Below are 11,347 nucleotides of genomic sequence, written 5' to 3' on the forward strand. Positions count from 1 at the left end.
CAACACCATGGCTGAGCGCCGCGTCAACGTCGGCTGGGCCGAGGGCCTGCACGCCCGCCCCGCCTCCATCTTCGTCCGTGCCGCCACGGCCTCCGGTGTTCCGGTGACCATCGCCAAGGCCGGCGGCAACCCGGTGAACGCCGCCTCCATGCTCGCGGTGCTCGGCCTGGGCGCGCAGGGCGGCGAGGAGATCGTGCTCGCTTCGGACGCCGAGGGCGCCGAGGCCGCGCTGGAGCGCCTCGCCAAGCTGGTGGCCGAGGGCCTGGACGAGCTTCCCGAGACGGTCTGATCACGGCGAGTCGATCCCGTTCCCCACGGACGGCCGTGTCCCCGGAATTCCCGGCGGACACGGCCGTCCGGCATTTCCGCGGTCCCGCAATTTCCCTTTTCCGGGCAGCAGGAAAAGGCCGGGACAAGGTCGGCACAAAGCCGCGACAAGGCCGGGAGAATTCCTCTTCCTGTATACGGCGCCCGTGTTAAATCCGGGAACTCGCCGTGTTGACGGCGTGTTGCGAAACCCTCACGCGGCCGTGCTCCGGCCTTTTCAGCCGGTGCAGCGGCAGGGAGCGCTCGGCGTGCAGGGCGGTCAGCGCGCGGGCCCGCTCGGCGTCCCCGCGCGCGACGGCGTCGACGATCGCCCCGTGCTCGGCCCAGGCGTCCGCCGGCCGGTCCGGCGGGTCCACGACGTACATCCAGGCGATCTTGTGGCGCAGCTGGGTGAGCAGGACGGCGAGCGCCGGGCTGCCGGACGCCTGCGCCAGCGTCTCGTGGAACCAGCCGCCGAGCGCCCGCAGGTCCTCCCCCTGCCCCCGCCGGGCCCGCTCCTGTCCCAGCCTGACCAGGCCGCGCAGCACCTTGAGGTGGGCGTCGGTGCGCCGCTGGGCGGCCCGGGCGGCGCCGAGCGGTTCGAGCAGCGCCCGTACGTCGAGGAGGTCTGCGGCCTCCTGGTCGGTGGGCTCGGCGACCTGGGCGCCCGCGTGCCGGCGGCTGACCACGAAGCCCTCGGACTCCAGGGTGCGCAGGGCCTCGCGGACCGGCACGCGGGAGACGCCGTAGCGCCGGGCGAGCTGGTCCTCGGTGAGCCGGCTGCCGCGCTCGAAGACCCCCGAGACGATGTCGTCCCGGATCGCCGTGCATACCGATTGCGCGGGAACCCGCATGTCCGACCTCCGTATTCGCTCCGCGCGCCCCGCATTCGAGCGGCGCTTCTTCCGCGACTCTATTGCAGCGCGCCGGAAATTCCGATGCCCCCTCGGAATCCGGCCGGTAGACGCCCGGGGCATGCGGGCCGGAAGCGACGGAAAAGGCCCCGGCTCGGGAGAGCCGGGGCCTTTTCGGGGCGGGAATGGCGGGTCAGAGGCTGACGCCGCGGGCGCGGAGGTACGCGACGGGGTTGATGTCGGAGCCGTACTCGGCGGTGGCGCGGGCCTCGAAGTGCAGGTGCGGGCCGGTCGAGTTGCCGGTCGAGCCGGAGACGCCTATCTGCTGGCCGGGCTCGACGGTCTGGCCGACGTAGACGCCGATGGACGACAGGTGGCCGTACTGGGTATAGGTGCCGTCGTGCATCCGGATCACGACGTTGTTGCCGTACGCGCCGCCCCAGCCGGCCTCGACGACGGTGCCGGAGCCGACGGAGACGACCGGGGTGCCGTAGGCGGCGTGGAAGTCGACGCCGGAGTGGCTGCCGGAGGACCAGAGGGAGCCGCCGGTCTTGTAGCCGGTGGAGACGTACGAGCCGGCGACCGGGAGGTTGAAGGAGGCGAGGCGGCGGCGCTCGGCCTCGCGGGCGGCGCGCTCCTTCTCCTCGCGGATCTCCTTGGCGCGGGCCTCGGCCTTGCGCTTCGCCTCGGCGCGCGCCTTGGCCCGGGCCTCGGCCTCGGCGGCCTCCTGCTCCTGGGCGGCGGCCTGCGCGCTGATCTGGTCGGCGATCGACTCGTCGGCGATCACCTTCATGAGGCCGGTGTCCTCGGGGGAACGGTCCTCCCCGTCGGCGGCGAGGGCCGGAGAGGCGAGGGTGCCGACGACGCCGGTGGTCGCGAGGGCGGCCACGCCGGCGATGCCGGCGCTGCGGCGAGCCAGTCGGCTCGCACCACGGTGCTTCCCGGTGGCACGGGTGAACGCCAAGAGACGGTCCTTTCCTTCCTTCTCGCCTACCGGGTTAGCTGACGGGTTCGGAGCAGGAAGGTCTCCTACGGGCCCCTCCGCGCGGGCGAAGGCGTCCGATTCACCCCAGGGACTGGTGGGTCCCCGGCTCCCCAGGCTCGCGCCTGACGGGGACTCGGCGATGACTGTCCGGTGCCGCGGGTGCGGCGCGTGCGTGGGCCGGACAGCCGCGTCGACGCTAGGCCGGACGGATGTCGATCGCCAAACAGACACGCCTTTTTGTAAGACATGCCACAGGGCATACGATCATGCTTAGCTTCATAACGGACAAAGCGGAGGTCCCCGACGCTTCATCGCATCGGAGACCTCCGCCGCCCGCTGACCCGGGGTCAGCTCACCACGGTCACCTCGCCGATGCCGAGGGCTCGCACGGGCTCCTCGATCTGCGCGGCGTCGCCCACCAGCACGGTGACCAGCCGGTCCACCGGGAAGGCGCTGACGACGGCCGCCGTGGCCTCGACCGTGCCGGTCTCGGCGAGCCGCGCGTACAGCCGGGCCTGGTAGTCGTCCGGCAGGTGCTGCTCGACCTGGTCGGACAGGGTCGCGGCGACCGAGGCGGCCGTCTCGTACTTGAGCGGCGCCACCCCCACCAGGTTCTGCACCGCGACGTCCCGCTCGGCGTCGGTCAGTCCGCCCTCGGCCAGCGTGCGCAGGACCTTCCACAGGTCCTCCAGGGCCGGCGCGGTGTTCGGTGTGTCGACCGAGCCGCTGATGGCGAGGAGCGAGGCGCCGTGCCCCTCGCCGTCCGAGCGGAGCACCTGCCCGAAGGCGCGCACGCCGTACGTGTAGCCCTTCTCCTCGCGCAGGACGGCGTCCAGACGGGACGTCAGGGTGCCGCCGAGGCAGTAGACGCCGAGGACCTGCGCGGCCCAGACGGAGTCGTGGCGGTCCGGCCCGATCCGGCCGATGAGCAGCTGCGTCTGGACGGCCCCCGGACGGTCGACGATGACGACCCGTCCGGTGTCGTCGGCGGTGATCGGCTGCATGGGGCGCGGCGCGGCCGGCGCGCCGGTCCAGCGGCCCAGCGTGTCGGCGAGGACCGCGTCCAGGTCCACGCCGGTGAGGTCGCCGACGACGACCGCGGTGGCGGTGGCGGGCCGCAGGTGCGCGTCGTAGAAGGCGCGGACGGCGGCGGCGTCGATGGCCTCCACCGTCTTCTCGGTGCCCTGGCGCGGCCGGGACATCCGCGCGGAGGCCGGGAAGAGCTCCTTGTAGAGCTGCTTGGCCGCGCGCCGGCTCGGGTTGGCGGACTCGTGCGGGATCTCGTCGAGCCGGTTGGCCACCAGACGCTTGACCTCGTCGGCGTCGAACGCCGGGGAGGTCAGCGCCTCGGCGACGAGCGCGAGCGCCTTCGGCAGGCGGGAGACCGGGACCTCCAGGGAGACCCGGACGCCGGGGTGGTCGGCGTGCGCGTCGAGGGAGGCGCCGCAGCGCTCCAGCTCCGCCGCGAACTCCTCGGCGCCGCGCTCGGTGGTCCCCTCGGAGAGGGCGCGCGCCATGATGGTGGCGACGCCGTCGAGGCCCTCGGGCTCGGCGTCCAGCGGCGCGTCGAAGAAGAGCTCGACGGCGACGACCTGCTGGCCGGGGCGGTGGCAGCGCAGCACGGTCAGGCCGTTGTCGAGCGTGCCGCGCTCGGGGGCCGGGAAGGCCCACGGCCTCGCCGCGCCGGCCTGCGGCTGGGGGTGGAACTCCATGCTGGTCAGGGGCTGGGCGGTGTCCGTCACTGGTCCGCTCCCTCTTCGTCGTCGCTCTCGTCGGTGGCGTCGCTGTCGGCGGTCTCGGCCGGCTCGTACACCAGCACCGCGCGGTTGTCCGGCCGGAGCCGGGCCGCGGCCACCTCGCGCACCTCGTCCGCGGTGACCGAGAGGACCCGGTCGACGGCGGTCAGCGCCAGCTGCGGGTCGCCGAACAGCACGGCGAAGCGGCACAGTTCGTCCGCGCGGCCGGCGACCGTGCCGAGCCGGTCGAGCCATTCGCGCTCCAGCTGGGCCTGGGCGCGCTCCATCTCCTCGGCGGTCGGGCCCTCGGCGGCGAAGCGGGCCAGCTCCTCGTCGACGGCCGCCTCGATGACGGGCACCTCGACGCCTCCGGACGTCTTGACGTCCAGCCAGCCGAGCGAGGGGGCGCCGGCGAGCCGGAGCAGGCCGAAGCCGGCGGCGACCGCCGTGCGGTCGCGGCGGACCAGCCGGTTGTGCAGGCGGGAGGACTCGCCGCCGCCGAGCACGGTGAGGGCGAGGTCGGCCGCGTCGCACGCGCGCGTGCCGTCCTCGGGCAGCCGGTAGGCGGCCATCAGGGCGCGGGCCGGGGCCTCCTCGACGACGACCTCGCGCAGCTGCTCGCCGATCACGTCCGGCAGGGAGCCGTCGCGCGGGGCGGGCTTGCCGTCGTGGCCGGGGATGGAACCGAAGTACTTCTCGATCCAGGCGAGCGTCTGCTCCGGGTCGATGTCGCCGACGACCGAGAGGACCGCGTTGTTGGGCGCGTAGTAGGTGCGGAAGAAGTTCCGCGCGTCCTCCAGGGTGGCCGCGTCCAGGTCCGCCATCGAGCCGATGGGCGTGTGGTGGTACGGGTGGCCCTCCGGGTACGCGAGCGCGGTGAGCTTCTCGAACGCGGTGCCGTACGGCACGTTGTCGTACCGCTGGCGGCGCTCGTTCTTCACGACGTCCCGCTGGTTCTCCATCGACTCGTCGTCGAGGGCGGCCAGCAGCGAGCCCATCCGGTCGGCCTCCAGCCAGAGCGCGAGCTCCAGCTGGTGGGCGGGCATGGTCTCGAAGTAGTTGGTCCGCTCGAAGCTCGTGGTGCCGTTGAGCGAGCCTCCGGCGCCCTGGACGAGCTCGAAGTGCCCGTTGCCGTGGACCTGCTTCGAGCCCTGGAACATCAGGTGCTCGAAGAGGTGGGCGAGGCCGGTGCGGCCGGCGACCTCGTGGCGGGAGCCGACGTCGTACCAGAGGCAGACCGCGGCGACCGGGGTCAGGTGGTCCTCGGAGAGCACCACCCTCAGGCCGTTCGCCAGCCGGTGCTCGGTCGCTGTCAGGCCGCCGGAGCCGGCCTCGGCCGTGGCCGTGTGACCCATGGGCATGTACGTCCCTTCGATCGCGGTGCGGAGAAAGTCCTGCCACTGTATGCAAGCGCGCCGACACCTGGCGAAGTTCCCGGACCCCGCAGATGTCCCTCGTCCGGGTCGCGGTCCGCGCTGTCGGTGGCACGGTCCACAATGGTCCGCGTCAGATCAAGCTTTGTCGGATAAGGAGCCGCAGCCGCGATGGCCCGCCGCAGCACGAAGACACCGCCGCCGGACGACGCGTACGAGGAGAGGATCCTCGACATCGACGTCGTCGACGAGATGCAGGGCTCCTTCCTCGAGTACGCCTACTCGGTGATCTACTCGCGCGCGCTGCCCGACGCCCGCGACGGCATGAAGCCGGTCCAGCGCCGCATCGTCTACCAGATGAACGAGATGGGCCTGCGGCCGGACCGCGGGTTCGTCAAGTGCGCCCGCGTGGTCGGCGAGGTGATGGGCAAGCTGCACCCGCACGGCGACGCGTCGATCTACGACGCCATGGTGCGCATGGCGCAGCCCTTCTCCATGCGCGTGCCGCTGGTCGACGGCCACGGCAACTTCGGCTCGCTCGGCAACGACGACCCGCCGGCCGCGATGCGGTACACCGAGTCGCGGATGGCGCCGGCCGCGCTCCTCATGACCGAGTCCATCGACGAGGACACGGTCGACTTCGCGCCCAACTACGACGGCCAGGAGCAGGAGCCGGTCGCGCTCCCCGCCGCGTACCCGAACCTGCTGGTGAACGGCGCCTCCGGCATCGCGGTCGGCATGGCGACCAACATGCCCCCGCACAACCTCGGCGAGGTGATCGCGGCCGCCCGCCACCTGATCCGCTACCCGAACGCGGACCTGGACGCGCTGATGCGCTTCGTCCCCGGCCCCGACCTGCCGACCGGCGGCCGGATCGTCGGCCTGAACGGCATCCGGGACGCGTACGAGTCGGGCCGCGGCACCTTCAAGATCCGCGCCACCACCTCCGTGGAGACCGTGACCGCCCGCCGCAAGGGCATCGTCGTCACCGAACTGCCCTTCACGGTCGGCCCCGAGAAGGTCATCTCCAAGATCAAGGACCTGGTCGGCTCGAAGAAGCTCCAGGGCATCGCCGACGTCAAGGACCTCACCGACCGGGCCCACGGCCTCCGCCTGGTCATCGAGATCAAGAACGGCTTCGTGCCCGAGGCGGTCCTGGAACAGCTCTACAAGCTGACGCCGATGGAGGAGTCCTTCGGCATCAACAACGTGGCCCTGGTCGACGGCCAGCCGCTCACCCTCGGCCTCAAGGAGCTCCTGGAGGTCTACCTCGACCACCGCTTCGAGGTCGTCCGCCGCCGCTCCGAGTTCCGCCGCGGCAAGAAGCGCGACCGGCTCCACCTGGTCGAGGGCCTGCTCGTCGCCCTCCTCGACATCGACGAGGTCATCCGGCTCATCCGGGAGAGCGAGAACTCGGCGCAGGCGAAGGAGCGCCTGATGGAGCGCTTCTCGCTGAGCGAGGTCCAGACCCAGTACATCCTGGACACCCCGCTGCGCCGGCTCACCAAGTTCGACCGCCTGGAGCTGGAGACCGAGCGGGACCGGCTGACCGGCGAGATCGACGAGCTGACCGGCATCCTGGAGTCCGACTCCGAGCTGCGCAAGCTGGTCTCGGCGGAGCTGGCCGCGGTCGCGAAGAAGTTCGCCACCGACCGGCGCACGGTCCTCCTGGAGTCGGCGGGCGCGCCCGTCTCGGCCGTTCCGCTGGAGGTCGCCGACGACCCGTGCCGGGTGCTGCTCTCCTCCACCGGGCTGCTGGCCCGGACGGTCTCGGCGGAGCTGCCGCCGGCCGAGCCGGACGCCAAGCGGGCCAAGCACGACGCCATCGTCTCGTCGGTGGCGGCCACCCAGCGCGGCGACGTGGGCGCGGTGACCTCCGCGGGCCGGCTGCTGCGGATCGCGGTCATCGACCTGCCGCAGCTGCCGGACACGGCCGCCGCGCCGAACCTGGCGGGCGGGGCGCCGCTGAGCGAGTTCCTGTCCCTGGAGGCGGACGAGACGGTGGTCTGCCTGACCAGCCTGGACGAGTCCTCCCCCGGTCTGGCGCTCGGCACGCTCCAGGGCGTGGTCAAGCGGGTGGTGCCGGACTATCCGGCGAACAAGGACGAGCTGGAGGTCATCACCCTCAAGGACGGCGACCGGATCGTCGGCGCGACCGAGCTGCGGACGGGCGAGGAGGACCTGGTCTTCATCACCTCCGACGCGCAGCTGCTGCGCTACCCGGCCGCGCAGGTCCGGCCGCAGGGCCGCCCGGCCGGCGGCATGGCGGGCATCAAGCTCGCGGCCGGCGCGGAGGTGCTGTGCTTCGCCGCGGTGGACCCGGCGGCGGACGCGGCCGTGTTCACGGTGGCCGGCGCGAGCGGCACGCTGGGCGGCGCCGCGGCGACCTCGGCGAAGCTGACCCCGTTCGACCAGTACCCGCGCAAGGGCCGGGCGACCGGCGGCGTGCGCTGCCAGCGCTTCCTGAAGGGCGAGGACGCCCTGCTCCTGGCCTGGGCGGGGGCCCTGCCGGCCCGTGCCGCGCAGAAGAACGGCACACCGGTCGAGCTGCCGGAGCCGGACCCGCGCCGCGACGGCTCGGGCACCCCGCTGCCGAAGCCGGTGGACGTGGTGGCCGGCGCGGCCGGCTGACCGGCCCCGCAGATGGGCGAAGCCCCCGCTCCTGACCGGAGCGGGGGCTTCGTCGTGCCCGGGTTCAGGTCCGCGCGCCGGGGGCGTACACCGTCTCGATGCCGGCGACGATGAGCCGCAGCCCTTCCTCGAAGCGCTCGTCGTAGTCGGCGAACAGCTCGGCCCCGGCCGCCGCGGCGAGCGGGTACGCGGCGAGGCGCCGGGCGCGCTCCTCGATGTCGAAGCCCTCCCGGGGCTCGCCGGGCAGCGGTTCGGTGCCCTGCTCCTCGGTGACGAAGCCGAGGGTGAACATGTACGCCGTCGTGCTGGCCCGCACCGCCTCGCGCAGCGTGAACCCGGCGTCGACGAGGGCGCCGAGCTGGAGTTCCATGTCCTGGGCGTGGTCGGTGCCGGTGAACCGGGCGCCGCTGTAGACCTTGGCGCCGTCGCGGTAGCGCAGCAGCCCGGCGCGCAGGCCCCGGTTGGCGGCGAGCATCAGCTCCTGCCAGCTCCGCCCGGTGGCGGGCCGGGCCTCGGGGTCGGCCGCCATGCGCCGGTACATGACGGTGGCCATCTCGTCGAGCAGGGCCTGCTTGTTCTTGAAGTGCCAGTACAGGGCGGGGGCCTGGACGTGCAGCTCCTGGGCGATGGCGCGAAGCGTGAGCCCTTCGAGGCCGCGCTCGTTCAGCAGCCGCAGGGCGGTCTCCGCCACCGTGCCCGGGTCCAGCTTGGTCGTCTTCTTCGTCGCCACCCCGTCACGGTATCCCCTTGACTCTTTAACGACGTTAAGGAGATCCTGGGGAGGTCGGGATTTAACAACGTTAAGGACGGACGGGAGGCGGTCACCCATGCCCGCGCACACGCAGACGCAGACGCAGACGGATCCCGCGCGGAGGGACCGGGACACGGACGTCGTCATCGCCGGCGCGGGACCCACGGGGCTCGTGCTCGCCCTCGACCTCGCGCGGCGGGGCGTCCGGGCGCTCCTGCTGGAGCGGGCGGACGGGCTCTTCCCGGGCTCGCGCGGCAAGGGGCTCCAGCCGCGGAGCCTGGAGGTCCTGGACGACCTCGGCGTGCTCCCCGGGGTGCTGGCGGCCGGCGGCCCGTACCCCCGGATGCTGGCCTGGGAGGGCGCCGAGCGGCGCGGTGAGTGGGACATGATCCCGCGCGCCGAGCCCACCGAGCAGGTGCCGTACGCGAACACCCTGCTCATCCCGCAGTCGCGCACCCAGGAGCTGCTGTACGACCGGCTGACCGCGCTCGGCGGCGGCGTGCGCTTCGGCGCCGCCCTCACCGGCCTCCGGCAGGACCCGGCCGGCGTGACGGCGGAGCTGGACACCGGGGAGACGATCCGGGCCGCCTACGGGGTGGGCGCCGACGGGGGCCGCTCCACGGTCCGCCGGGCCCTCGGCATCGGGATGACCGGCGAGACCGTCGACCCGCGCCCGATGCTCGTCGCCGACGTGCGGATCGCCCCGGGGGCGGTGGCGGACCGGGACCACTGGCACGTCTGGCGGGCGCCGGACGGCGGCGTGGCGCTCTGCCCGCTGCCCGGCGACGCCGGCCTCTTCCAGCTCGCCGCCACCTTCGAGGACCCCGCGGCCCCGATGGACACGGCCCCGGAGGCCGTACGCGCGCTGCTCGCCGCCCGCACCCCGCTGGCCGCCGAGGAGATCACGGACGTGCCGTGGGCGTCGGACTACCGCGCCAGGGCGGCGCTGGCGGACCGCTTCCGCGACGGCCGGGTCTTCCTCGCGGGCGACGCCGCCCACGTCCACTCCCCCGCCGGCGGCCAGGGTCTCAACACGGGCATCCAGGACGCCTACAACCTCGGCTGGAAGCTCGCCCAGGTCCTGCTCCACGGTGCGCCCGCCGCCCTCCTGGACAGCTACGAGGCCGAGCGGCGCCCGGTCGCGGCGGACGTGCTGGGGCTCAGCACCCGGCTCCACCGGGCCACCGCCGACGGCGAGGCCGCTCAGCGCGGGAAGGACGTCCAGCAGCTCGCCCTCGGCTACCGGGGCTCGCCCCTCGCGGTCGACACCCGCCCGCAGGGCGCCACCGGGGACGCCCTGCGCGCGGGCGACCGCGCCCCGGACGGCCGGTACGGCGAGGGGCGGCTCTTCGACCTCTTCCGGGGCCCGCACTTCACCCTGCTGACAGCAGGCGGGGCGGAGGCTCCCGCGACGCTCCCGGAGCGGGTCCGCGCGGCCCGGCTCCCGGCGTCCGCCGAGCCGTACGGCACCGGCGTCTACCTGATCCGCCCGGACGGGTACGTGGGGTGGGCCGGCGACCGCGCCGACGCGACCCTCGACGCCTACCTGGCCGGCGTCGGGCTGGCCCCGGCCGGCATACCGGCCTGAGGCTCCCCTCCGCCCCGCCCGTCAGGACTCCGCCGCGTCCTCCGTCTCCGGCTCGTCGCCCTGGGGAACATAGCGGAGGACACCCCACAGGGCGTGCTCGTCCGGTGCGTCCGCGGGGCCGTCCACCTCGCAGGCGGCCAGCTCCTTGCGCAGCCCGGCGGCGTCCACGCCGGAGCCGATCAGGACGAGCTGCGTGAGGCGCTCCTCGCCGGCCGGCCAGGGCTCCGGGTAGAAGCGCAGGAAGCGGCCGACCGCGTGCACCGCGTACCGGTGGCCGGGGTCGGCCGCGCCGAAGTCCACGAAGCCCTTGAGCCGGTACAGCCCCTCCGGGCGGGAGTCGAGGAAGGCCATCAGCCGCCGCGGGTGCAGCGGGACCGCCGTGGTCAGCGAGACGGTGTCGTAGGCGGCGTGCACGTGCGCGTGCCCGTCCTCGTCGCCGTACAGGATGTCCTCGATCGACATCTGCCCGGCGATCTCGTCGTCGGGGACGACCCGGTCGAAGAGCAGCTCGGGGTCGATCCGGCCGTGCGCCGCCTCGATCACGGCGGCCCGGTCCGCGAGACCGGCCACGGTGTCCCGAACGGCGCGCAGCTCCGCCTCCGGCACGCGGTCGGCCTTGTTGACGACGACCAGGTCGGCGAGGGCCAGATGCCGGTCGGTCTCCGGGTGCCGGCGGCGGGTCGCGGAGAACTCGGCGGCGTCGACCACCTCGACCAGACCGCCGTACACGGTCCGCCGGTTCTCGCTGGCGAGCACCATCCGGACCAGCTCCTGCGGCTCGGCGAGCCCGCTCGCCTCGATCACGATCACGTCCAGGCGCAGTTCGGGCCGGGTCAGCACCTCCAGGTACTCGTCCAGCTCGCTCGCGTCCACCGCACAGCACAGGCACCCGTTGCCGAGGGAGACCGTGGACCCCACCTGTCCGGCGACCGTCATCGCGTCGATGCCGATGTCGCCGAAGTCGTTGACCATGACCCCGATCCGGGTCCCCCGGGCACTGCGCAGCAGATGGTTGAGGAGCGTGGTCTTCCCCGCTCCGAGAAACCCGGCCAGGACGACGACGGGGATCTGCTGCGCACTCAAGGAGCAAACCTTTCGCTGGACGACACGAACACGGACAGGG

General features: G+C 73.4%; 9 protein-coding genes and 1 riboswitch. Of the genes, 3 read left to right on the top strand and 6 right to left on the bottom strand.

Annotation, left to right across the window (positions count from 1 at the left end):
* Positions 1 to 7 precede the first annotated feature (7 nt).
* Positions 8 to 289, top strand: a complete 282-nt coding sequence (locus ACFVQZ_RS11590; protein ID WP_030495120.1) for an HPr family phosphocarrier protein — start codon at positions 8 to 10, stop codon at positions 287 to 289.
* A gap of 187 nt (positions 290 to 476) precedes the next feature.
* Here ACFVQZ_RS11590 and ACFVQZ_RS11595 read toward each other — a convergent pair whose 3' ends face one another.
* The 4 genes from ACFVQZ_RS11595 to ACFVQZ_RS11610 form a co-directional block, all read right to left on the bottom strand.
* Entirely contained in the window at positions 477 to 1,160 is a 684-nt protein-coding gene (locus tag ACFVQZ_RS11595; RefSeq protein ID WP_030495119.1) for a GntR family transcriptional regulator, read from the bottom strand.
* Between the two features lie 193 nt (positions 1,161 to 1,353).
* A complete protein-coding gene (locus ACFVQZ_RS11600; protein ID WP_030495118.1) occupies positions 1,354 to 2,124 on the bottom strand; it encodes a M23 family metallopeptidase in 771 nt (256 codons plus the stop codon).
* Positions 2,125 to 2,133: 9 nt separating this feature from the next.
* Positions 2,134 to 2,294: riboswitch (cyclic di-AMP (ydaO/yuaA leader) on the bottom strand.
* Between the two features lie 198 nt (positions 2,295 to 2,492).
* The gene (locus ACFVQZ_RS11605; protein ID WP_383621367.1) at positions 2,493 to 3,857 is read right to left on the bottom strand and encodes a M16 family metallopeptidase; all 1,365 of its coding nucleotides are present in this window, start codon (positions 3,855 to 3,857) and stop codon (positions 2,493 to 2,495) included.
* Positions 3,858 to 3,883: 26 nt separating this feature from the next.
* On the bottom strand, positions 3,884 to 5,236 hold the full coding sequence (locus ACFVQZ_RS11610; protein WP_383621269.1) for a M16 family metallopeptidase: 1,353 nt from the start codon (positions 5,234 to 5,236) through the stop codon (positions 3,884 to 3,886).
* Between the two features lie 189 nt (positions 5,237 to 5,425).
* Between ACFVQZ_RS11610 and ACFVQZ_RS11615 the strand changes: the two genes are divergently transcribed.
* A complete protein-coding gene (locus ACFVQZ_RS11615) occupies positions 5,426 to 7,885 on the top strand; it encodes a DNA topoisomerase IV subunit A (RefSeq protein ID WP_030495115.1) in 2,460 nt (819 codons plus the stop codon).
* A gap of 64 nt (positions 7,886 to 7,949) precedes the next feature.
* Here the strand turns inward: ACFVQZ_RS11615 and ACFVQZ_RS11620 are convergent, their stop codons facing one another.
* Positions 7,950 to 8,615, bottom strand: a complete 666-nt coding sequence (locus ACFVQZ_RS11620; protein ID WP_383621271.1) for a TetR/AcrR family transcriptional regulator C-terminal domain-containing protein — start codon at positions 8,613 to 8,615, stop codon at positions 7,950 to 7,952.
* A 97-nt stretch (positions 8,616 to 8,712) separates the two neighbouring features.
* On the opposite strand from ACFVQZ_RS11620, the gene ACFVQZ_RS11625 reads away from it, so the two are divergent.
* Positions 8,713 to 10,224, top strand: coding sequence for an FAD-dependent monooxygenase (locus tag ACFVQZ_RS11625; protein ID WP_383621273.1), 1,512 nt, complete (start codon positions 8,713 to 8,715; stop codon positions 10,222 to 10,224).
* Between the two features lie 21 nt (positions 10,225 to 10,245).
* Here ACFVQZ_RS11625 and ACFVQZ_RS11630 read toward each other — a convergent pair whose 3' ends face one another.
* Complete coding sequence (locus ACFVQZ_RS11630; RefSeq protein WP_383621275.1) at positions 10,246 to 11,307, bottom strand: CobW family GTP-binding protein; 1,062 nt, start codon at positions 11,305 to 11,307, stop codon at positions 10,246 to 10,248.
* Positions 11,308 to 11,347: the final 40 nt, after the last annotated feature.

It is taken from the genome of Streptomyces sp. NPDC057854 (genome assembly GCF_042797055.1).
Lineage (GTDB): Bacteria > Actinomycetota > Actinomycetes > Streptomycetales > Streptomycetaceae > Streptomyces.

What these genes read in the sequence shown, in the direction of transcription:
- ACFVQZ_RS11615 (WP_030495115.1), top strand. Translation starts at nt 5,426, where the DNA reads ATGGCCCGCCGCAGCACGAAGACACCGCCGCCGGACGACGCGTACGAG.
- ACFVQZ_RS11610 (WP_383621269.1), bottom strand. Translation starts at nt 5,236, where the DNA reads ATGGGTCACACGGCCACGGCCGAGGCCGGCTCCGGCGGCCTGACAGCG.
- ACFVQZ_RS11590 (WP_030495120.1), top strand. Translation starts at nt 8, where the DNA reads ATGGCTGAGCGCCGCGTCAACGTCGGCTGGGCCGAGGGCCTGCACGCC.
- ACFVQZ_RS11605 (WP_383621367.1), bottom strand. Translation starts at nt 3,857, where the DNA reads ATGGAGTTCCACCCCCAGCCGCAGGCCGGCGCGGCGAGGCCGTGGGCC.
- ACFVQZ_RS11595 (WP_030495119.1), bottom strand. Translation starts at nt 1,160, where the DNA reads ATGCGGGTTCCCGCGCAATCGGTATGCACGGCGATCCGGGACGACATC.
- ACFVQZ_RS11625 (WP_383621273.1), top strand. Translation starts at nt 8,713, where the DNA reads ATGCCCGCGCACACGCAGACGCAGACGCAGACGGATCCCGCGCGGAGG.